Annotated in this window: 24 protein-coding genes; 1 reads left to right on the top strand and 23 read right to left on the bottom strand. The window is 61.3% G+C overall.

The genetic code is table 11. The features are described 5' to 3' along the window. Positions 1-7: 7 nt before the first annotated feature. Positions 8-616, bottom strand: coding sequence for a DUF5665 domain-containing protein (locus tag K6T64_RS06360; RefSeq protein ID WP_288009111.1), 609 nt, complete (start codon positions 614-616; stop codon positions 8-10). Between the two features lie 107 nt (positions 617-723). Between K6T64_RS06360 and K6T64_RS06355 the strand changes: the two genes are divergently transcribed. After that, complete coding sequence (locus K6T64_RS06355) at positions 724-909, top strand: hypothetical protein (RefSeq protein WP_170085766.1); 186 nt, start codon at positions 724-726, stop codon at positions 907-909. Positions 910-983: 74 nt separating this feature from the next. On the opposite strand, the gene K6T64_RS06350 is transcribed toward K6T64_RS06355, so the two are convergent. The 22 genes from K6T64_RS06350 to K6T64_RS06245 all read right to left on the bottom strand — a co-directional run bounded on the left by K6T64_RS06350 (position 984) and on the right by K6T64_RS06245 (position 24015). After that, positions 984-2258, bottom strand: a complete 1275-nt coding sequence (locus tag K6T64_RS06350) for a D-alanyl-D-alanine carboxypeptidase family protein (RefSeq protein ID WP_288009110.1) — start codon at positions 2256-2258, stop codon at positions 984-986. A gap of 100 nt (positions 2259-2358) precedes the next feature. Beyond that, entirely contained in the window at positions 2359-3174 is an 816-nt protein-coding gene (locus K6T64_RS06345; protein WP_288009108.1) for a purine-nucleoside phosphorylase, read from the bottom strand. Next, on the bottom strand, positions 3171-4331 hold the full coding sequence (locus tag K6T64_RS06340) for a phosphopentomutase (protein ID WP_288009107.1): 1161 nt from the start codon (positions 4329-4331) through the stop codon (positions 3171-3173). The genes K6T64_RS06345 and K6T64_RS06340 overlap by 4 nt, the downstream gene beginning before the upstream one ends. Before the next feature lie 115 nt (positions 4332-4446). Further along, positions 4447-5334: a site-specific tyrosine recombinase XerD gene (xerD, locus tag K6T64_RS06335; protein WP_288009105.1), complete on the bottom strand. Its 888-nt coding sequence runs from the start codon at positions 5332-5334 to the stop codon at positions 4447-4449. 90 nt (positions 5335-5424) lie between these two features. Next, positions 5425-5658, bottom strand: a complete 234-nt coding sequence (locus tag K6T64_RS06330; RefSeq protein ID WP_100667952.1) for a DUF4227 family protein — start codon at positions 5656-5658, stop codon at positions 5425-5427. Positions 5659-5813: 155 nt separating this feature from the next. After that, the gene (ald, locus tag K6T64_RS06325; protein ID WP_100667953.1) at positions 5814-6935 is read right to left on the bottom strand and encodes an alanine dehydrogenase; all 1122 of its coding nucleotides are present in this window, start codon (positions 6933-6935) and stop codon (positions 5814-5816) included. 130 nt (positions 6936-7065) lie between these two features. Then, entirely contained in the window at positions 7066-7593 is a 528-nt protein-coding gene (gene fur, locus K6T64_RS06320; protein ID WP_288009102.1) for a ferric iron uptake transcriptional regulator, read from the bottom strand. 24 nt (positions 7594-7617) lie between these two features. Further along, on the bottom strand, positions 7618-7944 hold the full coding sequence (locus K6T64_RS06315) for an RNHCP domain-containing protein (RefSeq protein WP_288009101.1): 327 nt from the start codon (positions 7942-7944) through the stop codon (positions 7618-7620). A gap of 30 nt (positions 7945-7974) precedes the next feature. Then, on the bottom strand, positions 7975-8616 hold the full coding sequence (gene spoIIM / locus K6T64_RS06310) for a stage II sporulation protein M (RefSeq protein WP_170085773.1): 642 nt from the start codon (positions 8614-8616) through the stop codon (positions 7975-7977). Between the two features lie 80 nt (positions 8617-8696). Beyond that, positions 8697-9902, bottom strand: coding sequence for an endonuclease Q family protein (locus K6T64_RS06305; RefSeq protein WP_288009099.1), 1206 nt, complete (start codon positions 9900-9902; stop codon positions 8697-8699). A gap of 57 nt (positions 9903-9959) precedes the next feature. Beyond that, a complete protein-coding gene (locus K6T64_RS06300; protein ID WP_288009097.1) occupies positions 9960-10508 on the bottom strand; it encodes an NUDIX hydrolase in 549 nt (182 codons plus the stop codon). 69 nt (positions 10509-10577) lie between these two features. Further along, the gene (locus K6T64_RS06295; protein ID WP_288009095.1) at positions 10578-11705 is read right to left on the bottom strand and encodes a M20/M25/M40 family metallo-hydrolase; all 1128 of its coding nucleotides are present in this window, start codon (positions 11703-11705) and stop codon (positions 10578-10580) included. After that, on the bottom strand, positions 11702-13228 hold the full coding sequence (locus K6T64_RS06290; RefSeq protein WP_100669370.1) for an acyl-CoA carboxylase subunit beta: 1527 nt from the start codon (positions 13226-13228) through the stop codon (positions 11702-11704). Before K6T64_RS06290 ends, K6T64_RS06295 begins: the two co-directional genes overlap by 4 nt. A 52-nt stretch (positions 13229-13280) precedes the next feature. After that, positions 13281-14114: a methylmalonyl-CoA epimerase gene (mce, locus tag K6T64_RS06285; RefSeq protein WP_100667960.1), complete on the bottom strand. Its 834-nt coding sequence runs from the start codon at positions 14112-14114 to the stop codon at positions 13281-13283. A 90-nt stretch (positions 14115-14204) separates the two neighbouring features. Further along, on the bottom strand, positions 14205-15869 hold the full coding sequence (locus tag K6T64_RS06280) for an acyl-CoA mutase large subunit family protein (protein WP_100667961.1): 1665 nt from the start codon (positions 15867-15869) through the stop codon (positions 14205-14207). Between the two features lie 110 nt (positions 15870-15979). Further along, positions 15980-16165 (bottom strand): hypothetical protein, encoded by a 186-nt coding sequence (locus tag K6T64_RS06275; RefSeq protein WP_100667962.1) that lies wholly within the window; start codon positions 16163-16165, stop codon positions 15980-15982. 110 nt (positions 16166-16275) lie between these two features. Further along, positions 16276-17205, bottom strand: a complete 930-nt coding sequence (gene lipA / locus K6T64_RS06270) for a lipoyl synthase (protein WP_288009092.1) — start codon at positions 17203-17205, stop codon at positions 16276-16278. A gap of 18 nt (positions 17206-17223) precedes the next feature. Next, the gene (locus K6T64_RS06265) at positions 17224-18507 is read right to left on the bottom strand and encodes a dihydrolipoamide acetyltransferase family protein (RefSeq protein WP_288009090.1); all 1284 of its coding nucleotides are present in this window, start codon (positions 18505-18507) and stop codon (positions 17224-17226) included. 12 nt (positions 18508-18519) lie between these two features. Beyond that, positions 18520-19503, bottom strand: a complete 984-nt coding sequence (locus tag K6T64_RS06260; protein WP_288009088.1) for an alpha-ketoacid dehydrogenase subunit beta — start codon at positions 19501-19503, stop codon at positions 18520-18522. A 51-nt stretch (positions 19504-19554) separates the two neighbouring features. Then, positions 19555-20547 (bottom strand): thiamine pyrophosphate-dependent dehydrogenase E1 component subunit alpha, encoded by a 993-nt coding sequence (locus K6T64_RS06255; RefSeq protein ID WP_288009135.1) that lies wholly within the window; start codon positions 20545-20547, stop codon positions 19555-19557. A 59-nt stretch (positions 20548-20606) separates the two neighbouring features. Next, the gene (locus tag K6T64_RS06250) at positions 20607-21680 is read right to left on the bottom strand and encodes a Glu/Leu/Phe/Val family dehydrogenase (protein ID WP_288009087.1); all 1074 of its coding nucleotides are present in this window, start codon (positions 21678-21680) and stop codon (positions 20607-20609) included. Between the two features lie 286 nt (positions 21681-21966). After that, positions 21967-24015: a sigma-54 interaction domain-containing protein gene (locus K6T64_RS06245; protein WP_100669376.1), complete on the bottom strand. Its 2049-nt coding sequence runs from the start codon at positions 24013-24015 to the stop codon at positions 21967-21969. Between the last annotated feature and the right edge of the window lie 116 nt (positions 24016-24131).

Below are 24131 nucleotides of genomic sequence, written 5' to 3'. Positions count from 1 at the left end.
TCTCTGCTCAGGGCACCCGGGGCGTGTGCAACTGAGCCTGGACGATTTTGACGAGTTCCGCGATAAAACCGCCGATCACCGGGAGGTTGTACACCGCCAGGGCCTGCAGGAGATAGACAAGGAGCGCGGCAATCAGGGTAAACCCCACCCCGATGCCCACCCCCCGGGACAGGCCGCTGATCAGATTGATCCAGATCAGTCGGGATGGCCTGGTCACCATATACACATATTCGGCAAAATTCCCTCTCTCCAGATAAGCCGCCAAGGTCCGAAGAGGTTCCTCGATCCTGGCGGCGGTTTCGGCCACCCTTCGGGTCGCTTCCCCTTCCCGCTCAGGCCCCCCGGATCCGCCCCGGCCTTCCCGATTCCCATCGCCGTCCCCGCGGCTGCCCGTAGCGTTCGCACCAAGGGGGTGACGGGAAATCGGATCAGGAGACCCGGTGCCGACACCTTTCCCACACTGCGGAACCTTCGGCCCACCCCCTGGAGGGGGGCCGACGGCGCCACTCCGCTCCCCGCGGCCCTCCGACGGGGTTTCTCCCCGATGGCCCATCCCGAACCGATGATCCCCCTCCCTCCCCCGTCCAGTTCCGGCGACACCCACTCGAATGCGCATTACTTCCCCTCCCCATCCACATCTACGCGGGCCGAGCCGGGGTTATGAGTCGCCTTGTCCCCCTCGCTCTGCTATGATGAAAGTTAGACAGACAGGAGGGACGTGTGGTGCGCAAACTATCCATCGCCTTGATTTGGATCGGCGGAATCGCCACCGGCGCGGGGTTCGTGGCCCGGGTGGCCTTTGCCTTGGACCCCCGTCCAGCATCTATTTTTTTATCGATCGCTTTTGCGATCTTCCTCATCGGAATGATCTTGTTCATCCTAAGCAATATTTTCCTGCCAAAACCTTAGACGGGAAGTGGCATGAGCATGGCCAACCCCAGCCCGCCATGGGGCCGCCCCGCCCAGGGTGCACGCCCACCTCATCAGTCACTCGCCCCCAACCAATGTCGGCAGGTGCGCCCGAACATCGCCCACCACCCCGCGCGACGGACATCTTTGGCCAGATACAGGGGCGCTGCGCTCACGGGCTGATCGTCCCGATAAACCACCACCTTGCCTACCAAAGCCCCTTTTTTCTTCGGCGCCGCCCCGGGAGAAACCACGACCCGGGCCCGAATCCCTGTTTTCGATTCGCCTCGGCGAAGCAAAACCCCCACACTTTGCCGCACCGTGACCGGAGCTTTTTCCGGGTCTCCTTTGTCCAACCGAACCTGCCCCACCGGATCCCCCGGGCCGTAGAGCTTTACGAATTGGTACTGCCCGAAGGCCCAGTCCAGCATTTGCGTCACTTCGGCGTTCCGCTGTTTCGAGGTCGGCTCTCCCATCACCACGGCGATCACCCGAAAATCGCCTTTTTTCGCCGTGGCGCTCAGACAGTACCGGGCCGACCCGGTGAACCCGGTTTTTAGCCCGTCTACACCGGGGTAAAAGCGGACCAGCTTATTCGTGTTCACGAGCCAGAAAGGACGATCGGTATTTTTTCGCAAATAATCCTCGTACAAAGACGTCCACCTGAGGACCTGGGGGTGTTTCAACAACTCCCTGGACATGATCGCAATATCATAAGCGGACGTATAGTGGCCTTCCGCAGGTAAACCGTTACAATTGACAAAATGGGTGTCCCGCATGCCGAGCTCTTCCGCCCGGCGGTTCATCAGGCTCACGAACTCCGCTTCGGAACCCGCCAAGTATTCGGCCACCGCCACCGAGGCGTCGTTCGCCGAGGCCACGGCAATGCCTTTCATCATATCGTCCAAGGTCATTTCTTCGCCAGGTTCCAAAAAAATCTGCGACCCGCCCATACTGGCCGCCCGTTCGCTGGTGCGAATCCGGTCGCTCAATTGCACCTGTCCCCGTTCCAGCGCCTCGACGGTTAGCAGCATCGTCATGATCTTCGTGATACTGGCAGGCGGCAGTTTTTCGTGGCTATTTTTCTCCATCAAGACCGTCCCGGTGGCGGCGTCCATGAGCACAGCAGAAACCGCGTGTTCCGCCAGCTTGGGGCTTGTCTCCGCCCGCGGCCGTTTGGCCGCCACGGGGCTCCCGGCGTCCGCCTCCGTCGTCGGCTCCAGGCCCGGGACCGACCGAGCCTCTAACGCTACCCCCGCCCCCTTGACTCCGACTTCGGCCGAGGCCACCGTAGGCGATGCAAAAAGCGCGGCGGCGCACAGACCGATCATTCCCGCGCGAAGGTTCATCCCTTCCTCCCTCCTTCACTGCCCTTGCGCATCTAGTGTGTGTCAGGGGGGGAAGGGTTATCCGATATTGACGCGGATTCCCTCCGGCTTTATAACCGGCTTACAGTCGGCTCACGATCTCGGTAATGAGCCCGCTGAACTGCGCGCCGATCCGCCGGCCGGTCTCCAACACCTCTTCGTGGGACAGGGGTTGATCGAGAATCCCCGCCGCCATGTTGGTGATACACGAGATCCCCAGCACCCGCATTCCCACGTGGCGGGCGGCGATAACCTCCGTCACCGTCGACATTCCCACGGCGTCGGCTCCCAAGACGCGGAGCATGCGAATCTCCGCCGGAGTCTCGAAGGTTGGGCCGAGGAGGCCCGCATACACCCCTTCTTGCAACGGGAGATTGAACTCCCGGCCCACCTGCCGAGCCAGACCGAGCAACTCCCGGTCATACGCCGCGGACATGTCGGGAAACCGGGGGCCCAGTTCATCGTCGTTGGGCCCCACCAAAGGGTTTTTCCCCGTCAGGTTCAAATGATCTCGAATCAACATCAGGTCTCCCGGACGAAATCCTATATTCACGCCCCCGGAGGCGTTGGTCACGATTAAAATCTCCGCCCCGAGGGTTCGCAGCACCCGCACCGGAAAGGCCACCTGCTCCGGGGTATATCCTTCATAAAGGTGAAACCGTCCTTGCATCACCGCCGTCGGCACGCCCCCCAGCCGTCCAAACACCAAGCGCCCGGCGTGGCCCACCACCGTGGAAACGGGAAACTCCGGGATCTCTTCGTAGGGCACCACCCGTTTTGCCTCTAACCGATCCGCCACTCCTCCCAGACCCGATCCCAGAATCACCGCCACCCGGGGCTTCTCTGCAAGTCCCTGCTCCAGCCGTTCCGCCACCTCGCGTACCCACTGCGTCTTCATCCCCGCACCTCTTTCCAAAAACTCATCCCCACCTGGGGCGCCGGAACTCCAAAGGCTTCCGCCAAAGTAGCGCCAATATCAGCAAAAGTATCCCTCGCCCCAAGGTCGACCCCCGTTTTCAGCCTCGGTCCCCACACCAACAGCGGCACCCACTCCCGGGTGTGATCGGTACCGGGTGTGGTGGGGTCACACCCGTGGTCCGCCGTGATGATAAGCACATCGTCGTACCGGAGCGCATCGAGGATCTCCGGCATCCGTCGATCGAAGGCTTCCACCGCTCTGGCAAAGCCTATAGGATCGTTCCGATGGCCGTACAGGGAATCAAAATCTACCAGATTCCCATAGATCAGACCTTGATCCAGCCGCCGCCCCCACTGCACAATTCGGTCCACCCCGTCCATATTGTCCTTGGTATGTACCGCCTCGCCGATCCCCGCCCCACCGTAGATGTCGTGAATCTTGCCAATCCCCACCACCGGCCACCCGGCATCGTGCAACTCATCGAGGACCGTCCGGCCGAAGCGCAAGGAGTAATCCCGCCGGCGGTCGGTGCGGACATACCGCCCGTTTTGGCCGACGAAAGGCCGGGCGATCACCCGCCCCACACCGTGTTCCCCCTGGAGCAATCCCCGGGCGACCTCACACATGTGGTAGAGCTCCTCCGGGGGGATCACTTCTTCGTGGGCGGCGATCTGAAAAACGCTGTCCCCCGACGTGTACACGATGGGGCGGCCCGTGCGCACATGTTCCTCCCCGAGCTCTTTCAGGATCTCCGTCCCCGAAGCCGGTCGATTCCCGAGAATTTTTCGCCCGATGGCCTGCTCAAAAGGGTCGATAATCTCCCGGGGAAATCCGTGGGGATAAACGGGCAAAGAGCGGTCCAGCACCACCCCGACAAACTCCCAATGACCGTTCGTGGTATCTTTCCCCACGGAGCGCTCCCTCATCTTTCCATAGCAACCCACAACTTCCTGATCCGCCGGATGGCCCAAATCGACCAAGCGCCCCAATCCTAAACGCTCAAGATGGGGCACCCGGAGGCCGCCCACCGCCTGGGCGATATGACCCAGGGTATTGGCCGCCTCATCCCCGTACCGATCCGCATCCGGTGCGGCGCCGATTCCGCAACTGTCCAAAACGATCCATATCCATCGCAACCCGGCCACTCCCTCCTCGCCTTTTGCCTTTATCCGAAATCGTTCCCCAGCCTTTTAGATCCTCGGTTCTCCCGCCTCGGACCTCCCACGGCGCCCCGCCCTCGGCCCACCCGGCCTAGGCCCGGGGATGGGTGCGCTCGTACACGTCTTTAAGCCGGGTTTGCGTAACATGGGTGTAGATCTGGGTCGTCGAGATATCCGCATGGCCGAGCATCTCCTGGACCGCCCGCAGATCTGCGCCGTTCTCCAACAGATGGGTGGCAAAGGAATGCCGCAGTGTGTGGGGGGTAATGGCCTTCTGAATGCCCGCCGTCCGGGCATATTTCTTTAAAATCTTCCAAAACCCCTGCCGGGTTAACCGTTTGCCCTGGTGATTGACAAAGAGGGCACCAGGATCCCCATTTTTCAATAACCCAGCCCTCCCCCTGGTCAGGTACGCATGGACCGCCTCCAGGGCTGCCGATCCCAGAGGCACAATCCGCTCTTTGGATCCTTTCCCGTAACACTTCACATAACCCATGTTCAGGTTGACGTCCGTCACGTTGAGGGACACAAGTTCGGAGACCCGAACCCCCGTGGCATAGAGCATCTCCAACATCGCCCGGTCCCGGAGGGCCATGGGGGTCAATCCCTCGGGCGCCGCCAGGAGCCGTTCGACTTCTTCGACGTTCAACACCCGGGGCAGCCGCTTGTCCGCTTTCGGGGAATCCAGCTGCCCGGTGGGGTCTACCTCGATCAGTCCCTCCCGGGACAAAAATTGATAAAACGACCGCAGGCTAGCCATGTGCCGAGACACGGTGGCCGGCGCCCGGCCCAACTTTTGCAGGTGGGCCAAATACGCCACGATGTGTCGCCGCCCGGTCTCCGGCCAATCCCCGCACCCCGTCCGCCTGAGGAAATCGGAAAAGTCCTCCAGATCACTCCGGTAAGACCCTAACGTGCTCGGCGCCAACCCCTTTTCAATGGCCAAATAGCGAATAAATCGCTCAATCATCGTCTTCATGCCATCGGCCCCCGTCCATCCCACCCCGATCGGATGGTGCGATTCGGTGCCTCGAAAATATTCTACAATTCATGTCGTAAATCCTCCCGATCACTCCCCCACCCGGTAAAACTCTTGCAGTCTCTGCCAAACCGCCTCCCAGGAAAATTCCTGGGCTGCTGGCCCCTGGACCCGTAGCGCCGGCCCCCGGGGTTCCCGATACGGGTTCCGTGCCTGGTGCTGCTCGTTCCACAACAACCAGGCCTGAAACAGCAAAAAGGCCAGAGCGATGGCGGTACCGAAATACCACCAACTTTCGCTCCGGCTCCGCTGACGGTGGCCCATGCTGATCCCCCCACCGCACTGTATGCTCCGACCCCAGGTTCTATGCCGCCCCGCCCGGCCCGCCGCGCCGGCGCCTCAGCCCCCGGCCACCCCCGAACGCCCCCGGGGGCGTTCGCCGCCTAAGGCTGCGACCCTCTGCACGGGCACCCCGGCAGCTACAGGGCAATGGCTTCCTCCAGTGGCGTGTAGGGAACCCCCACCGCCGAGGCCACAGCGGCGTTGGTGACACATCCGTGCACGACATTCACGCCCTTGGCCAAAACCGGGTCGCGATTCACCGCCGCCCGATACCCTTCCTTCGCCAAGGCGGCCACGTATGGAAGCGTGGCGCCGGTCAAAGCCAGGGTCGAAGTTCTCGGCACCGCCCCGGGGATGTTGGCCACCGCATAATGGATGACCCCGTATTTGACATACGTCGGATCGCTGTGGGTGGTGACCCGGTCCACCGTTTCAATGGATCCCCCCTGGTCGATGGCCACGTCGACGATCACCGAACCCGGGGACATCTTCTTGACCATACTTTCCGTGACCAATTTTGGCGCCCGAGCCCCGGGGATGAGCACGGCGCCGATCAAAAGGTCGGCTTGGCGCACTTCCTGTTCAATGGCGTAGGCGTTGGACATCACCGTCGTCACCCGGCCGCCGAACAGATCGTCCAACTGCCTGAGTCGCTCGGGATTCTTATCGAGGATCACCACATCGGCACCGAGGCCCACCGCCATTTTCGCCGCTTGAGTGCCCACGGTCCCACCGCCGATGATCACCACCCGGGCCGGATGCACGCCGGGCACCCCGCCGAGGAGTACCCCCTTTCCCCCATTGGGTTTCTCCAAAAACTGGGCCCCAATCTGAACCGACATCCGCCCGGCGACCTCACTCATGGGCGTCAGCAGGGGAAGGGCGCCGCTCGGCAATTGAACCGTTTCATAGGCGATGGCGGTGACCCCCTTTTCTTGCAGGGCCTTTGCCAATTCCGGGGCTGCCGCCAGGTGAAGATATGTAAAAATCACGAGCCCCTCCCGGAAAAATTGAATCTCTCCCGGCTCGGGTTCCTTGACTTTCACGATCATTTCCGCTTGTTGCCAAACCTCGGAAGCCTCGGGTACGATGTCCGCCCCCACGCTCTGGTACTCCCGATCGGTAAACCCGCTGCCCACCCCGGCTCCGGCCTCCACCAGAACCCGATGTCCCGCATCGACCAAGGCGTGCACCCCGGCCGGTGTCATCGCCACTCGATTCTCGTTATTCTTGATCTCCTTCGGCACGCCGATCACCATGGCGTTTCACTCCTCTCAACATGCAAGGCTCCCCCGATAGCTGCTTTATCCTCAGATTTCCCCGCCTCGACGTATCCTATGTCCGGGCATCCGGCTCCCGCCGGGCCAAACAAAAAGACAGATAGTCGTGCTACCTGTCTTCGGCCACCGAGGGGAGGGCGGTTCCTTCGGTCTTCGTTTTCTCTTGACATTCTCGACAGTATCCGAGAAAACTGACCCGGTGGTCCACAATTCGAAAACGGTGTCTCGTTTCGATACTCCGTTCCAGATCCCCCAAAAGATCTTCGATCTCCGACACCTTGCCGCAATCCAGACAAATCAGATGGTGATGATGGTGAGGCTGATCTCTTTCCCGAAACTCGTACCGGGCCACTCCGTCACCAAAATTCAACTTCTCGATGATTCGCAGGTCAACTAAAAGTTCAAGGGTTCGATACACCGTGGCCAGCCCAATGTCCGGCGCTTTGTGCTTGACGAGCATAAACACCTCTTCAGCACTGAGGTGCGCTTCTTGATTCTCCAGGAGAACCCTCAGCGTGGCCTCCCGTTGAGGGGTCAACTTTAGCTGTTCGGCGTGCAAGAGCTTTTTGATCTGCTGCAACCGATCCGCAAGCCTCTCCTCCACTCCTGCACCCCCCGTCCGTCTCTCTGATTTCATTATAGGACGTCCGGTTTTCCTCTGTCAAACTTTCCCTTGCAGCAAGGCCAAGGCCGCCTCCAGCGAGTCCGGCTGCACCCGGGCTTCAAAGAATAGCTTGTTCCGGGAGATGTGGCCGCAGCTGAGGCACCGGTGGACCACCCGATAGCCCTTCTTCCCGTCGTATTCCACCGCCACCGGTTCCATCGGCCTCCCGCAGGCCGCCGCCCGGTCCCCGGGGAGCTCGTCCACGTGCAAAGACCACAGGCAACGGGGGCAATGGTTGCGGCAACTCCCGGGAAGGGGAGCCACGGCGAGGCCGCAGTGCACACAAACGAAAGATTCGTTGCGAACCGTAAAGCGTTTGGCCATTTTCTCCCGCCCCCTCCCTGCCAACGGCACTCAATGAATCAATCGGCTGACCGCAAGGGTCATCAATCGGGCGGACACCAGCCCCTCCACTCCGGCGGCGACGAGAGCAACCCCCGCCATCATCATCACCAGCAAGGAGTAGCCGCGAAGATGGTCCGCCAGTTGCCCTCGGCCTTGGCGGGCAAACCCGACCCGGATCAGCTCCAGGGAGAAAGCGATGCCCGCCGTGGCACAAGCCATGAGAGCAGGTACGGTGAGGAGATTCTGGGGCAACATCCCCGCCATCGAAACCACAAAGCCCGGCCAGGCATATTTTTCGACAAAAAATGCCACTGAAAACCCGATCACGAATCCCTTTAGGAAAACCATCCCGACGATCAGGGGCAGCCCGATGATCGACAGGCCAAAGATCCAAATGAATGCCACCCACCGCAGGTTCACCGCAGCCGCGTGGCGCACGACGTCCCCGGGCGCCGCTCCTTGACCCGCCGTGAGCATCGTGAGAAAACTGCCGACTTCGTCAGCGAGCAGTTGTTTTTGGGATGGACCCAGGGATCCTTCGATGATCGCTCCAAAGAAAACGCCCACGAGAAACAGCACGGCCACAAACCGGTAGAGCCCGCTGCGGGTCTGAAGGTGCAGATCGGCGGCTTGACGCCATCGGGATTTCACCTCTGCCCCCTCCTTGTCCAAGATGTTCCATACTTATGCTGGACAAGGAGCGGCTATGAACGCCCGCCGCCGGAAACCCGTCACACAACGACCCCGCCGTACCGGCCACCTCCGCCGGTGCGCAGGGCCAATCGCCCTTCCCGGGCCCGGATCACCAGATCAGCCAGCCCTTCACCCACCACCTCCGCCAGGGCCTCCCGGGAGGCCCGGTGGAGCACCCCCATTTCACTGCCGAAAGCCTTGAGGAGGGCCGAGCGGCGTTTGGGTCCGAGACCCGGAATAAATGACAGAGGCACTTGACGCACATAGGGCGGACGCCCGGGGGGGTGCCGGGGTTCGTCGAGGTCGGCCACCTGGGTGAGGCGATCCAGGACCCCCATCACCGTCTGGGAATTGCCGCACACCGGGCATGTGGTCACCGGGGGCGGATCCGAAGCCACAGTGCCACAGCGGGGGCAAGCGGTCCGGTGGTATTTGCCCAAAGATGGATCGAGGCCGTAGTTGCCCGTCACCGCCCGGCCATCCCGGCTGTGGAGGGCGAGGCGAATCTCTTCGAAGCTCGGTTCCCGGAGGCGAAATCGGTTGTACTCCCGGGCAATCCGGCCGGTGGAATGTGCATCCGAATCGCTCACAAAGGCGAAGGACTGAAGTTCCGAAATCCGATCCGCCATGTCGGTGTCGGCGCTGAGGCCGAGCTCTACGGCATCGACCTCATCGGGGTCCACCATGTCCGCCATGTGAGTCACACAGTTTCCGTACAGACCTTTATGAGGGGTAAAGGCGTGATGGATAATGAACAATCCGCCCAGCCGCCGGCACTCCTCCTGAAGATCGATGGCGTCCGCCCGAATCCGTTGGGAGCTGAGACTTGGATTGGTCACCCGTTCTGACAACCACGCCGAGAATTCCCGAAGTTCACCCAAACCCGGAAGCCAAACGCCGAAATGAGCCGCTCCTCCCTCCGGGCCGGCCACTTCGATCTCAGCGCCGGTCAGGAGCAAGGTGCGATCCCGGAAAATCAACCCACCCCCGGAATGGGGCCGCAGGACACCGCTGTCGACCAGTTCCTGAACCTCTTCCAGGACGCCGGTGCAGGCGGCGTCCACGATTCCGATCACATCAAGACCCTTGCGCTGGGTCGCTTCCTCCAACACCGCCGGAAGGGTCATTGCTGCTGAAGCGGCCATTTTGACCGGCCGCCCCTGGAGCGTTCGCCCGATGTGGACATGGAGATCGACAAACCATTCACCAAAACCACCCACGGCCGACGGGACGTCTTCTACCAAAGCGCCGCCCCCTTTCCCTGTGCCGGCCCAATAAGGCGCCTCCGCACCAGGTCGGCGTTATTTTTCGGATCTGCGGCCGGCCCACCACTGGAGGGCTACCAAAGTTTTCGCGTCGCAAAAGAGGCCGCTCGCCAGACCGTGGCGCACTTCCTTCGGGGACATGGACGAGACCTCGAGAAATTCGTCCTCATCGGGGTGACTGGCGCCGGGGGTCAGGCCGGTCGCGTAATACACGTACATGACCTCGTCCGAAAAGCCCGGGGAGGTGAAAAATCGTGTAACGAATTTCCAGTGGCCCGCCCGGTAGCCCGTCTCCTCTTCGAGTTCCCGCTTGGCACAGGCTAGGGGATCCTCGCCGGGTTCCAGTTTTCCCGCCGGCACCTCCTTGGACATGCGACCAATGGGGTAGCGAAACTGATCCACCAGCACCACGTGGCCCTCATCCGTTTCCGCCACCACCGCAACAGCCCCGGGGTGGCGAACCACCTCCCGGGAGGTGCGTCTGCCGCCGGGCAATTCCACTTCATGCAACTCCACGGTGAGCACCCGGCCGGAAAACACCGTGGTCACCCCCAGGGTCTTCTCACCGACCTCTGAACTAGCCAACCTTCCTCACCCCCGTGCATCATCTGACAACCCCTGGCAGCGTTTCTCCTATGGGCGACCTCCGGGCCGTTATTCCTCGTCCGCCCCGGCAAGAGCCAGGGCCAGGCGAACCCCGTCCGCCAAAGCACGCACCTTCACCGACTCCCGGAGGCTATGGGCATCTTCATATCCCACTCCCAGGGCGATCGTCGGCAAACCCCGGGCATTGAGGACATGGGCATCACTGCCTCCGTCGGCTTCCCCAAAACGGATGGGCACGCCGAGCTGCCGGGCCGCCTGGCAAAAGCGTAGGACCACGGGGTCCATGGGCTCCACGTTCATCGCCGGGAACAGGACCGCCGTCCGCACCTCGGCGTGCAGCCGATGACTCTCCGCCGATTGACGAACGCTCTGGCCAATGCGGTCCATTTTTTCCCATACACGTTGGGAATCGTACCCCACCACTTCGGCGGTGATACTCATGGTCCCTTCGCCCCGGGCGAAACCTCCGATGGAGAGAATCCGAGCCTCAATCCCGTGCTCCCTCCGCTTCAACCCCATCCCGGCCAGAGCCGCCGCAGCCGCCCGACCGGGGCTCGACCCCAGCTCCCGCCGTCCCCACCGCCGGGATCTCCCTTGCGGCAAAAAAGCCCCCCGCACCACCCCCTGGGCCGGCCCCCGCAGCACCGCCGATCCCACCGGGCCCGGTGCATCGAACACAAAACCGCATCTGGCCGTCAGGCGGTCGACGTCAAACACTTTGGCGCCCATCAGCCCCACTTCTTCTCCGACGGTGAACAGAATCTCCAAAGGAGCATGGGGAGCGCGCCGCTCCACAAGCAACCGAACGGTCTCCAGCAAGATCGCCACGCCGGCTTTATCGTCCGCCCCCAGGGGGCGCGACCCGTCTCCGACGATGCGGTCGCCATGAAGGTGTGGGCTCGCTTTGGCCCCTCCGCCCCGGGTATCCAGATGGGCGACAAACAGAAGCGGCGTGCGGCCCTCACTCCCGGGCAGCCGAACCAACAGATTGCCCGCCGTTCCGCCAATCAACCGCCCGGCCCGATCTTCTTCCACCGCCACCCCCAGCTGCCCGAGCCGCCGGCGCACATAATCGGCCATTCGCCGCTCACCCCGGGAAGGGCTGGGGATCTGAACCAAACGAAAAAACTCTTTGACTACCCGGTCCTCCAGCGCTGACTTTTCGCCGCCTTTCATAACGGAATGTTGCCGTGTTTTTTCGCCGGCCTCGATTCTTGTTTCTCCTCCAGGATCTCCAGGGCTTCTTTTAGTTTACGCCGGGTCTCCCGGGGATCGATGACATCGTCCACCATGCCATAGGAGGCGGCCACATAAGGATTCGAAAACCGCGCCCGATATTCGGCGATTTTTTCGGCTCGGGTGGCAGCGGGATCCGGACTTTCTTCAATCTCCCGGGCAAAAATGATATTCGCCGCACCTTCGGGGCCCATGACGGCGATTTCCGCGATGGGCCACGCATAAACCAGATCCGCCCCGATGGCCTTACTGTTCAGGGCCACATAAGCCCCGCCGAAGGCCTTGCGGAGAATCACCGTGATCTTCGGTACCGTGGCCTCGGAGTAGGCGTACAAAATCTTCGCTCCGTGGCGAATGATTCCCCCGTGCTCCTGCTTGACGCCGGGGATAAAGCCGGTCACATCTTCAAAGGTGATCAAAGGTATGTTGAAACTGTCGCAAAAACGGATGAACCGGGCGATCTTGTCCGAGGAATCGATGTCCAGGCCCCCGGCCATGAATTTCGGATTGTTGGCGATGATCCCCACCGGGCGGCCGTCGATTCGGGCAAACCCCACCACGGCATTTTTGGCGAACTGAGGATGGACTTCCATAAAATCGCCGTCGTCCACCACCCGCTCGATGACCCGGCGGACATCGTAGACCTTCGTCCCGTCCACCGGCACCAAATCGATCAGCTCTTCCTCCCAGCCGTCGTCGTCCCGGGCGCTCGTCCGGGGCGGTTTTTCCCGACTATTGCTCGGCAAAAACGAAAGCAGCCGCCGAACCTGGCCCAGGACCTCTTCCTCCCCAGGCCCCGTAAAATGCGCTACACCGCTCAAACACCCGTGCACCTTGGCGCCGCCCAGATCGTTCGACGAAATCGACTCCCCGGTCACCGCCTCGATCACCTTCGGGCCGGTGATAAACATTTGACTGGTTCCTTCGACCATGAAAATAAAATCGGTGATCGCCGGAGAATAGACCGCCCCACCGGCACAGGGACCCATGATCACCGAAATCTGGGGTACCACGCCGGAATAGATCGAGTTCCGATAAAAAATCTGCCCATACCCGTCCAGGGAGACGACCCCTTCTTGAATCCGGGCACCTCCGGAGTCGTTCAACCCGATGATGGGGCAACCGTTTTTCGCCGCCAAATCCATGATCTTGGCGATCTTTTGCGCATGCATCTCCCCCAGGGCACCGCCGAACACCGTGAAATCCTGGGCAAACACGTAAACCGTCCGCCCATCCACCTTTCCGTATCCCGTTACCACCCCTTCACCGGGCGCTTCCACTTTATCCAAGCCGAATAAGGTGCCCCGGTGTTCAATGAAGGGGTTCAATTCCCGAAAGGTGCCGGGATCCAGCAGGATCTCCAACCGTTCCCTGGCCGTCAGTTTGCCCCGGTCGTGCTGCTGGGCGATCCGGCGGTCGCCACCGCCGAGCTCCACCTTCCGCCGGCGCTCTTCCATCTCCATGATTTTCTCGATCAACGGGATAAAGCCTCCTTACTTGCCTCGATCATCCTTTTTAGTCTTCCACCCGCTGGCAGAACTCCGTCAACACGCCCCCGGCGCTTTTCGGATGAACAAAGCCGATCAGCTTTCCATGTCCGCCCGGGCGGGGCTCTTCATCGATCAGCCGCAACCCGGCCTTTTTCGCCCGGCGCAGCCGGTCGGCCACATCTTTGACCCGGTAGGCCACGTGGTGAATGCCCGGGCCCCGCTTGTCGAGGAATTTGGCCACTGGACTATCGGGGCTCGTGGGCTCCAGCAACTCAATGGTGCTTTCTCCCACGGCGAGAAAAGCCGTGGTCACCTGTTGATCTTCAATCACTTCCTGGTGGATCAGTTTCATCCCGAGCTGCTCGGTATAAAAGGGCAGGGCCTCCCTTAAAGAAGTCACCGCAATACCAATGTGATCGATCTGCTCCGGCGGTTCGGGAAGATCTTCCTCCCCCCCTTCCCGGGGCCGCACATGAGTGCGAATGAATTCCGCCGTGTCCTGGATGGACGTCCCCGGGGTGAACACTTCGGCGATCCCCGCCGCCTTGAGGGCCGGAATGTCTTCCCGGGGAATCACCCCGCCGCCCACCACCAGGATGTCTTCAGCCCCTCGCTCCCGGAGCAAGCGCACCACCTCGGGAAACAACTCCATGTGCGCCCCGGAGAGGGACGACAACCCGATGCAGTCCACGTCCTCCTGGAGTGCGGCCGCCACGATCTGTTCGGGAGTTTGTCGTAGTCCTGTGTAGATCACTTCCATTCCGGCATCCCGAAGCCCTTGGGCGATCACCAGCGCCCCTCGGTCATGGCCATCGAGACCCGGCTTGGCCACTAACACGCGAATGCGACGTTGTGCCATCCGGCACCTCTCCTTTCCTCCATCAGTGCTTGCAAACTTCTCAGCTAGGCGGCCGGTCGCAACAACCGACTGGTCGTTTCAATCTCGTCTCTACCACTGGGCCGGGCGGTACTCCCCGAATACGTCCCGGAGCACGCCACAAATTTCCCCGAGGGTGGCATACGCACGCACCGCATCCAAGATGGGGGGCATGAGGTTATCCGTCCCCATCGCCGCTTCTCGCAAGCGATTCAAGGCCTGCTCCACCGCGGACGCGTTGCGGCCCGACCGAAGTTTGGCCAGTTCTTCCCTCCGGCGCTCCCCGAGCTGTGGATCTACCCGCAACAGCTCCGGTTCCGGCTCATCCTCAATCCGGAAGGCGTTCACCCCCACCACAATCTCGTCGCCATTCTCGATCGCCATCTGGGTCTCGTAGGCCGCATCCCGGATTTCCTGCTGCATATACCCCATCTCCACGGCTTGCACGGCCCCGCCCATCTCGTCGATCTTCTCGATATATTCCATGGCCCGGCGCTCGATCTCATCGGTCAGCTCTTCCACATAATACGAACCGGCCAAGGGATCCACCGTATCGGCGACGCCACTCTCATAGGCGATGATCTGCTGGGTTCGCAGGGCAATCCTCGCCGATTCCTCGGTGGGCAGCGCCAAGGCTTCGTCCCGGCTGTTTGTGTGCAGGCTCTGGGTTCCGCCCAGTACTGCAGCCAGGGCCTGAAGCGTCACCCGAACGATGTTGTTGTCCGGCTGCTGGGCTGTGAGCGTCGAGCCCCCCGTCTGGGTATGGAACCGCAGTTGCCACGACTTCGGATCCTTGGCGCCAAAGCGCTCCCGCATGATTCGCGCCCACATCCGGCGGGCCGCTCGGAATTTGGCCACTTCTTCAAAAAAGTGATTATGCGCATTGAAAAAGAACGACAACCTCGGCGCAAAATCATCCACGTCCAGCCCCCGGTCCACCGCCGCTTGCACATAAGCGATGCCGTTGGCCAGGGTGAATGCCAACTCCTGAACCGCCGTGGCCCCGGCTTCCCGGATATGGTAGCCGCTGATGCTGATCGTATTCCAATGGGGCACCTTTTCACTACAATAGGCGAATACATCGGTGATGAGCCGCATGGAGGGCTTGGGCGGAAAAATGTACGTACCCCGGGCCACATATTCTTTCAAGATATCGTTCTGCACCGTCCCCCCGAGCTTTTCCGCGGGGACTCCCTGTTTCTCGCCTACGGCGATGTACATGGCTAGGAGCACCGACGCCGGGGCGTTGATGGTCATCGAGGTGGTCACTTTATCCAAAGGAATCCCATCGAATAATTGCTCCATGTCCGCCAGGGACGATATGGCCACCCCCACTTTGCCCACTTCTCCCCGGGCCATGGGATGATCCGAGTCGTAGCCGATCTGGGTGGGAAGATCAAAAGCCGTGGACAGCCCCGTTTGTCCCTGTTCCAGCAGGTAACGAAACCGCCGGTTGGTTTCCTCCGCCGTTCCGAATCCTGCGTATTGTCGCATTGTCCAGAAGCGGCCTCGATACATAGTCCTCTGCACCCCGCGGGTATAGGGAAACTCCCCAGGGAAACCGACATTCTCTAAATAGCGGCGCAACTCTCTTTTCTCCCCGCCCTGGGGAACGTACAACCTGCGCACTGGAATGCCGGAAGATGTCGTAAAGGACGTTTTCCGTTCCGGGCGCTTTTTCAACGCGTGCTCCGTTTTCCTCTCCCATTCTTCATACCGTTCTTCAAAATCGGTCATTCTTTTTCACTCCTCTTTCGCTGCCGACCGTAACGTCTTCGATTATAGCATTCGACCTTTAAATGCGCATCGAAGAAAGACAAAGCCCGCCGACTCGGCGGGCAAAAATATCAGGTTTTATCGGCCATCGTGCGCTTGCGGGCCTTGTAGTCCCCCGGGTGATGGGCCCTCACCTGGGACCGCTGGGACTTGGCCTCCCTGGCCCGGGGCTTTCCCGGAGGCTTGTACAACTCGGTGGCAAACTCTTCGTGGGCAAAGTCCCGCTTGTTGCGAAAGATGTCCTTGTTATTGGGCATCAAGGGCACCTCCACGAAAGATGGCGGTACGGCCTTATTGTGTCCGGAGCACCGAGAAGCCATCCCTCGGAGAAGCTATACTCGGAGTGCCTGAGACGCTCCCACATGCCCTAAACGCCCTCCGCCCCCGAGAGCCGGGCTTCGCGAACCGCTTCCACCTGCTCATGGGCATGGTACGAACTTCGCACCAAAGGCCCCGATTCTACATGGCGGAAGCCGCGCTTCAGTCCTTCCTCCTTGAGTTGCGCAAACTCGTCAGGTGTGTAATACCGATCCACAGCCAAATGTTTCCGGGTCGGTTGCAGGTATTGACCGATGGTGAGGATGTCACAATCCACCGCCCGAAGGTCGTCCATGGTGGCGAGGATCTCCTCCCAGGTCTCTCCAACCCCCACCATGATGCTCGATTTGGTGGGGATCCGCGGGGCGATCGCCTTGGAACGCCGCAACAGTTCCAGAGACCGCTCGTATTTGGCCCGGGATCGCACCCGATCCGAGAGCCGCCGCACCGTCTCCACGTTGTGATTGAGGATATCCGGCCCGGCTTCCAGCACTTTTCGCAAAGACATCTCTTGTCCCTGAAAATCCGGGATCAGCACTTCCACCGAACAACCCGGCGCCCGGCGGCGGATGGCCCGGATGGTGGAGGCGAAAATTTCCGCCCCCCCGTCCTCCAGGTCGTCCCGGGCCACCGATGTCACCACCACGTGGCGAAGGCCCATGGCCACCGTCGCCTCCGCCACCCGCTCCGGCTCTTGTAGATCCAGTTCCGTCGGCCGGCCGCTGGTGACGGCGCAGAACCGACAGGCCCGGGTGCAAATCCGGCCCAGGATCATGAACGTCGCTGTACGGTGTGACCAACACTCAAAAAGGTTCGGGCACCGGGCCTCTTCACAAACCGTGTGAAGGGTTTGCCCCCGCATGAGAGCCTTGAGTTCGCGATAATTCTCCCCGGTGCGCAACTGGATTTTAAGCCAATCCGGGCGGCGGCCCTGCCCCGCCGGAGTCCCGGATATCACTCGCAACTCTTCCAAGCCCATCCCACCTCGCCCGTTCGACTAGATCCCTCCATCCTCCCGATAGGCTTCCAGCCGCCTTTTGACGCTCTGCAGGAACCTGCCCGAGATCCAGCCATCCAACACCCGATGGTCCAGGGATAGACACAGGTTGACCATCGAACGGATGGCGAGCATATCGCCGGGCATGACCACCGGGCGCTTGACAATGGCCTCCACGCTGAGGATCGCCGCCTGGCCGCCGTTTAGGATCGGCTTGGATAACACCGATCCAAATGCCCCTGTGTTATTGACGGTAAAGGTACCGCCCTCCATATCCTGGGTTTTCAGCCGCCCCTGCCGGGCTCGGGTGGCCAGATCATGCAAGGCGTGGGCCAAGCCCGTAATCGAGAGACGGTCGGCGTCCCGGATTACCGGCACAAACAGGGCGTCCTCGGTTGCCACCGCCACGGAAAGGTGGATCCGCTTCTTCATTATAATCCGATCGTCCGCCCAAGACGAATTCAGGATGGGAAATTCCCGCAAGGATTCCGCCACCGCTTTGAGAAAAAAGGGCATAAAAGTCAGAGGGATTCCTTCCCGCCGCCGGAAATCCTCTTTGATCTTATCCCGCAACCGCACCAGTCCCGTGACATCCGCTTCCACCATCGTCCAGGCATGGGGCGCCGCATGAACGCTCTCCACCATATGCCGGGCAATGGCCCGGCGGATCGGCGAAGCTTCGATCATTTCCACGTCGTCCGGAGTTTGTTCCGCCCGGGCCGTCTCCCCGGTCAGAATCCCTTGGCTCGCCCCCGCGGGCCGGGGAGCGCTCTGCATTGTCGCCCCTTCCAGCCAGGCGAGCACATCCCGCCGGGTCACTCTGCCCCCCGCCCCGGTACCGGGGATCCCTTCCAGGCGGACATTGTATTCCCGGGCCAGTTTCCGCACCGCCGGGGAATACCGCCCCCGAAGTCCGCTCCCCGAAGCATCGGCCACACCGGATCGACCGTCCCGGCTGCGGGCGGACTCCGGCCCCGCCGCCTGCGGAACCTTTGCCGGCCCGGACCCGGCCCCAGCACCAGAACCGGAAGCCCGCGACACCCCTGAGGTAAAAGTCTCCATCAACGCCACGGGAGTGCCGGCCGCCACCGTTTCTCCTTCCTGCACCAGGTGGCGCATGAGAATGCCCTCGGCCTCAGCGGGCAACTCCGCCGTCACTTTGTCCGTGATAATCTCGGCGATGGGCTCATAGCGATAAACCGGTTCCCCAACCTGTTTCAACCACCGGGACAAAGTCCCCTCGGTGACACTTTCACCTAATTTTGGCATTTTGATTTCGATCATCCCGGCCCCTCCTCAAAACCGCGCCAGTTCCCGCATCGCCTCGGCAATCCGAGGCGCCGTCACCAGATACGATTTTTCCAATTCGCGATTGAAGGGCATCGCCGGGATTTCCGGCCCGGCAAGGCGCATCACCGGCGCATCCAGCGAAAAAAGGGCTTTCTCCGCGATGAGGGCGGATACCTCGGCTCCAACCCCGCCCACCTTGTTGTCCTCGTGGATGATCATCACTTTTCCCGTCTTCTCCGCCGCTTCGAGAATGGCGGCCTCATCCAGGGGGCGCAGGGTCCGAAGGTCGAGCACGTGAGCCGAGATCCCCTCTTTCTCCACCTCTGCCGCAGCTTCCAGGGCGGTGTGCAGAGTCATGCCATAAGAGATCACCGTGATGTCCGTCCCCTCCCGGGCCACCCGGGCTCGACCGATGGGCACCACATAATCCTCCTCCGGCACCTCCCCCTTGATCGAGCGATAACATTTTTTGTGTTCAAAAAATAGCACCGGGTCATCGTCTCGAATCGCCGCTTTGAGCAGGCCCTTCACGTCATAAGGAGTCGCCGGCGCCACCACCTTCAGCCCCGGCACATGGTAAAACAGGGCTTCCACACTTTGGGAATGGTACAACGCCCCGTGGACGCCCCCGCCGTAAGGCGCCCGGATCACCAGAGGACAATACCAGTCATTGTTGGAGCGATAGCGCATTTTCGCCGCTTCACTGATGATTTGATTCACCGCGGGAAGGATAAAATCGGCAAACTGGATCTCCGCCACCGGGCGCATGCCGTAAAGGGACGCCCCGATGGCCACGCCCACAATGGCCGACTCCGCCAAGGGCGCATCCAACACCCTCTCCGGGCCGAATTGTTCGATCAGTCCCACAGTGGCGCGAAATACGCCGCCCCGAACTCCTACATCCTCACCCAACACGAATACAGAAGAATCCCGTTCCATTTCTTCCCGAAGCGCGTCCCGCACGGCCTCAATGTACGTTTTTACCGCCATACTTCCCACCCCCGGCCCGATTCTCCGCCCAGGCCCCTCTCGATCTCCTGGTCATGCTTCCCGATAGACAAATCGCAGGACGTCCGCGGGATCGGGATCCCTTGCTTGCTCCGCGTAGGCCGTGGCTTCGTCCACTTCCGCCCGCACCTCGTGATCCAGGGCGCGAAGCGTGTCCTCGTCCGCCACCCCTGACGCGATGAGATACTCCGCAAATTGCGGAAGGGGATCCCTGCGCCGGGCGTCTTCCAATTCTTCCTTGGTCCGATAGGTGCGATCGTCGTCATCGCTGGAATGGGGCGTCAAGCGGACCGTCATCGCTTCCACCAGAGTCGGTCCATCCCCCCTCCGGGCCCGCTCCACCGCCGTCTTGACGGCATGGTAAACGCCGAGAACGTCGCTCCCGTCCACCACGACCCCGGGCATTCCATACCCCGCCGCCCGATCGGCCACACTGGGGGTGGCCAATTCCTTGGAAGTTGGCACCGAGATGGCGTAGCCGTTGTTCTGACAGAAAAATACGACCGGCAACCGATGCACCGCGGCGAAGTTCAATCCTTCATGAAAATCTCCCTGGTTGCTCGACCCTTCTCCAAAGGAGACGTAGGTCACCACATCGTCCCCCCGCATCCGGGCGGCCAGGGCGATGCCCGCCGCGTGGGGAATCTGGGTGGACACGGGGCTGGACCCCGAGACGATGCGGTGCTTCCGGCTTCCAAAATGGTTCGGCATCTGCCGTCCCCCGCTGTTCGGGTCCTCGGCCTTGGCATGGGCTGCCAAAAGCAAATCCCGGGGTGTCTGCCCGAAAGCCAACACCACGGCCACATCCCGGTAATAGGGCAACACGTAATCTTTCTGCCGATCCAGGGCGAATGCCGCCCCGACCTGGGCTCCTTCGTGGCCTTGACACGAGATGACAAACGGGATTTTTCCGGCGCGGTTGAGCACCCACATGCGTTCATCCACCCGGCGGGCCGTGAGCATCACGCGATACATGGCCAAAAGGTCTTCTCCGGTCAATCCCAGGGCTTCATGGCGGTTTCTCATCTCCACACTCACCGGTGCCGCCTCCTCTTATTCAACCATTTGAGCTTCATTGCATCCGTTTAACTGTGTACCACGAAAGTGCTCCGCACCTGCCGAAGGACCGCGATTCTCTCCTCGGCCAGGCGGTCCGCCGCTTGATGGGCCGGGATCCTTTTTTTCCGGGCCAAGGCGAACACATCCCGAACCCGGTCGTAGATCCCTTCCACCCGGGCCCTCACCCGCTCCGGGCGGTACCCTTCCAGTTCATCCGCCACGTGAATCACACCGCCGGCGTTCGCCACATAATCCGGCACGTAAAGGATGCCCCTCGCCTCAAGTTCGGCCCCGTGTCGGTCCTCCGCCAGTTGGTTGTTCGCCGAACCGGCCACAATCCGGCACTTAAGCCGGGGGATCGTGCCGTCATTGATGACTCCGCCCAGGGCACAAGGGGCGAACACATCCGCCGGGACATCGTAGATGCCCTCAAGATCCACCGCTTCGGCGCCAAACTCCCGAACCGCCCGCTGCACCGCTTCTTCCCGAAGGTCGGTCACCACGAGCTCCGCCCCCGCTTGGTGAAGAAGCTTACACAAGTGATATCCGACGCTCCCCAGCCCCTGAACCGCCACGGTGCGTCCCGCGGGATCGTCGCTGCCGTAGACCTCGGCAAGGGCGGCCTGGATGCTGCGGAAAACCCCCAAGGCCGTCATGGGGCTCGGATCTCCTCCGCCCCCGGCCGCCACCGAGACGCCGGTCACATAGGGGGTCTCAAGGCGGATCCAATCCATCTCCCGGGTGGTGGTCCCCACATCTTCGGCGGTAATATACCGCCCGCCCAGGCTCTGCACGTAGCGGCCGAAGGCCCGGAACAGCGCTTCCGTCTTTTCCGTTCGCGGATCCCCGACGATTACCGCCTTGCCCCCGCCAAAATTCAAACCGGCCATGGCCGTTTTATAGGTCATTCCCCGGGCCAAGCGCAGCGCGTCCACCACCGCCTCAGCCTCGGAAGCGTACGTCCACATGCGGCAACCGCCCAGCGCTGGCCCGAGGGTCGTGTCATGAATGGCGATCACCGCCTTCAGGCCCGAAGAAGCGTCCTGGCAAAACATCACCTGCTCGTAATCTAGCGACGTCATCGTCCGGAAAATCTCCATGTCCGCTCCTCCATTCCCCGTACAGATCATCTTGAGAACATTCAGGTCTGGCCGCACCACCCACACCTAACCCCGGGTGGACCACAGAGTTTGTAAATTCCTCTGAACCCATACGGTTCGCAAGAACCATGCCAAGGGCGGGATGGAATAAAATTGGCGCCGGTTCGCATTACCGACGCCCGATTCCACCGGCTTCTGAATACCCTCCCTGCAACACATTGCATGTTATGCAGTATTTTGCAGGCAAAAACCTTCACGCCTGTGCCAACCCTTTGTCGGCACAACCTCAGCCGGACCAGGGGTCTATCCCAAGTTTCTCCAATTTATAATATAAATTGCGCACCGAAATGCCCAAGCGCCGGGCCGCCTCGGTTTTGTTGCCGTTCACCTTATCGAGGACCCGCTGGATATGGGCTTTCTCTGCGGCATTCACCACATCCTCCAGGGTCCGTTCGTCCTCCGGTTCTTCCGGGTTGATCTGTCCGGCTCCCAGGTCGGAGAGGGGCAGGTGGACCGTATCGATCCACGTGTCGGTGTAACCGACACGGATCATGGCCCGGCCGATCACATTCTCCAGTTCCCGCACGTTACCTGGCCAGGAGTATTCCTCCAACCGGGCAATCGCCCGGGGGGTCAGGCCCTCCACTTGGCGTCCAAAATCCTGGTTGAACTTGCGCACAAACTGCCGGGCCAAGGGCTCGATGTCCTCTTTGCGCTCCCGCAAGGGCGGAAGAACGATGGGCATGACATTCAACCGATAGTACAGGTCTTGCCGAAAACGTCCTTCCTGGATCGCCTTTTCCAAATTCACGTGAGTAGCGGCGATGATCCGCACGTCCACGGGAATCGCCCGACTCCCGCCAACCCGGACAATCTCTTTTTCTTGAATTGCCCGGAGGATCTTCGCCTGGGTGGGGAGGGGAAGCTCACCGATCTCGTCGAGAAACAGCGTGCCGCCGCTGGCTTCTTCAAAAACTCCCTTTTTCCCGCCCCGTTTTGCGCCGGTGAAGGCCCCTTCTTCGTAGCCAAACAGCTCACTCTCAAGGAGAGACTCGGAGAAGGCGGCGCAGTTGACCCGAATGAACTGGTGATAGCGCCTGGCGCTTTCGTTGTGGATCGCATGAGCAAAGAGCTCTTTCCCCGTTCCCGATTCCCCCCGGAGCAAAACCGTGGCCGGGGTTTGCGCCGCCGACCGGGCGAGGTGCACGGCAGAAACGAAGGAGGGACTGTGGCCGATGATGTCCTCAAAGGTGTATTTGGCCTCCAGCTTTCGAATCAGTCGCTTCGCCCGGTCCAACTCTTCCGTTAACTGTTGAATCTCTGAGATATCGTGAATCACCCCGACGCTGCCCTTGAGCTCGCCATCAACGAGAATCGGGGCGCAATTGACGATCACTTCCCGCCGGGCCGGGCCGACCTTCATCGGCACGCCTTTGACCGCCCGGCGGGTCCGCAGTACTTGGTAGTGCATGCTTTCTCCTTCCGCAATATCGACGGTGGCCGGCTTGCCGATCACATCATCCGGCCCCAGACCGGTGAGACGGGTGTAAGCGGGGTTGATGAGGATTCCTTTGCCTTCTCGATCCACCACCGAGATGGCGTCTTGGGTGGCGTTGATGATCGCTTCAAGAAGGGATTGGATCTCGCGAAGATTTGTCACTTCTTCGGCCAGGCCGAACAGTTCCGTGACATCCCGGAACACGGCCACCGCCCCCACCACCCGGCCATCTTCGTCCCGTACGGGCATCCGGTTGGTGATGATTTTCACCCGGCCGAGGTCCTGCAGTTGATTGAGTTCCGCCTGCCCGGTTTGAAGCACAATGTGCAAACGGCTGTTGGGAATGGTAGTCTTGGCCTCGGTGCCGAGGACCTCGGCGGCGTGCAAACCGGTCAACCGCTGGGCGGCGGCATTGAAAAGCGTAATGCACCCGGCCTGGTCCACCGCCATCATCGCATCGTGGGTGGAGTTGAGAATGGCATCCAACTCGCGGCGTTGCCGGGAAAGCCGGTGGATCAGTTGCTCTTTCTCCTGCAGCAGGGTCATCAAAAGCTCGGCCACCGGGCCGGGGACCAGAGTCACTCCAGGCGGTCGGGCGCTGTCGATCTCGCGGTACACACCGACATCCCCCGTGGCCTCAATGACCACATCAACTCCATGGAAGTACGGCCGGTAATCGGCCGCGGTCTCGATGCCCCATTCCCGGGCCAGACCCAGCGCCGGGGCGCCGGGGTCGAGGTCCACCACGGCGACCACTCGAACCGCCTCCATGGAGTGAAACGCCCGGAGCAGGGCCGTACCCCCCTTGCCTCCTCCGACCAACAGCACCCGTACCACCGACGCCCCCTCGCTTTCGACCCGTGGATTTGTTTTCATTATATCAGTCATTCCACGGGGCTCCATGTGCTCTTCAAGATCAGGTATACTGGTAACAGTCGTCCACGCCCAAGGTC

Source organism: Kyrpidia sp. (assembly GCF_023512215.1).
GTDB lineage: Bacteria > Bacillota > Bacilli > Kyrpidiales > Kyrpidiaceae > Kyrpidia > Kyrpidia spormannii.
The sequence above is the reverse complement of the archived record's forward strand: the minus strand, read 5'-3'. Positions and strand labels throughout refer to the sequence as shown.

Coding starts and splice junctions, on each gene's coding strand:
- K6T64_RS06250 (WP_288009087.1), bottom strand. CDS start 21,680: ATGGAGATTTTCCGGACGATGACGTCGCTAGATTACGAGCAGGTGATG.
- mce (WP_100667960.1), bottom strand. CDS start 14,114: ATGGCACAACGTCGCATTCGCGTGTTAGTGGCCAAGCCGGGTCTCGAT.
- K6T64_RS06290 (WP_100669370.1), bottom strand. CDS start 13,228: ATGGAGATGGAAGAGCGCCGGCGGAAGGTGGAGCTCGGCGGTGGCGAC.
- K6T64_RS06350 (WP_288009110.1), bottom strand. CDS start 2,258: ATGAACCTTCGCGCGGGAATGATCGGTCTGTGCGCCGCCGCGCTTTTT.
- K6T64_RS06255 (WP_288009135.1), bottom strand. CDS start 20,547: ATGAGAAACCGCCATGAAGCCCTGGGATTGACCGGAGAAGACCTTTTG.
- K6T64_RS06330 (WP_100667952.1), bottom strand. CDS start 5,658: ATGGGCCACCGTCAGCGGAGCCGGAGCGAAAGTTGGTGGTATTTCGGT.
- K6T64_RS06345 (WP_288009108.1), bottom strand. CDS start 3,174: ATGAAGACGCAGTGGGTACGCGAGGTGGCGGAACGGCTGGAGCAGGGA.
- fur (WP_288009102.1), bottom strand. CDS start 7,593: ATGAAATCAGAGAGACGGACGGGGGGTGCAGGAGTGGAGGAGAGGCTT.
- K6T64_RS06275 (WP_100667962.1), bottom strand. CDS start 16,165: ATGCCCAATAACAAGGACATCTTTCGCAACAAGCGGGACTTTGCCCAC.
- ald (WP_100667953.1), bottom strand. CDS start 6,935: ATGGTGATCGGCGTGCCGAAGGAGATCAAGAATAACGAGAATCGAGTG.
- K6T64_RS06295 (WP_288009095.1), bottom strand. CDS start 11,705: ATGAAAGGCGGCGAAAAGTCAGCGCTGGAGGACCGGGTAGTCAAAGAG.
- K6T64_RS06280 (WP_100667961.1), bottom strand. CDS start 15,869: ATGACCGATTTTGAAGAACGGTATGAAGAATGGGAGAGGAAAACGGAG.
- K6T64_RS06315 (WP_288009101.1), bottom strand. CDS start 7,944: ATGGCCAAACGCTTTACGGTTCGCAACGAATCTTTCGTTTGTGTGCAC.
- K6T64_RS06265 (WP_288009090.1), bottom strand. CDS start 18,507: ATGATCGAAATCAAAATGCCAAAATTAGGTGAAAGTGTCACCGAGGGG.
- K6T64_RS06360 (WP_288009111.1), bottom strand. CDS start 616: ATGCGCATTCGAGTGGGTGTCGCCGGAACTGGACGGGGGAGGGAGGGG.
- xerD (WP_288009105.1), bottom strand. CDS start 5,334: ATGAAGACGATGATTGAGCGATTTATTCGCTATTTGGCCATTGAAAAG.
- K6T64_RS06260 (WP_288009088.1), bottom strand. CDS start 19,503: ATGGCGGTAAAAACGTACATTGAGGCCGTGCGGGACGCGCTTCGGGAA.
- lipA (WP_288009092.1), bottom strand. CDS start 17,205: ATGGGCTTGGAAGAGTTGCGAGTGATATCCGGGACTCCGGCGGGGCAG.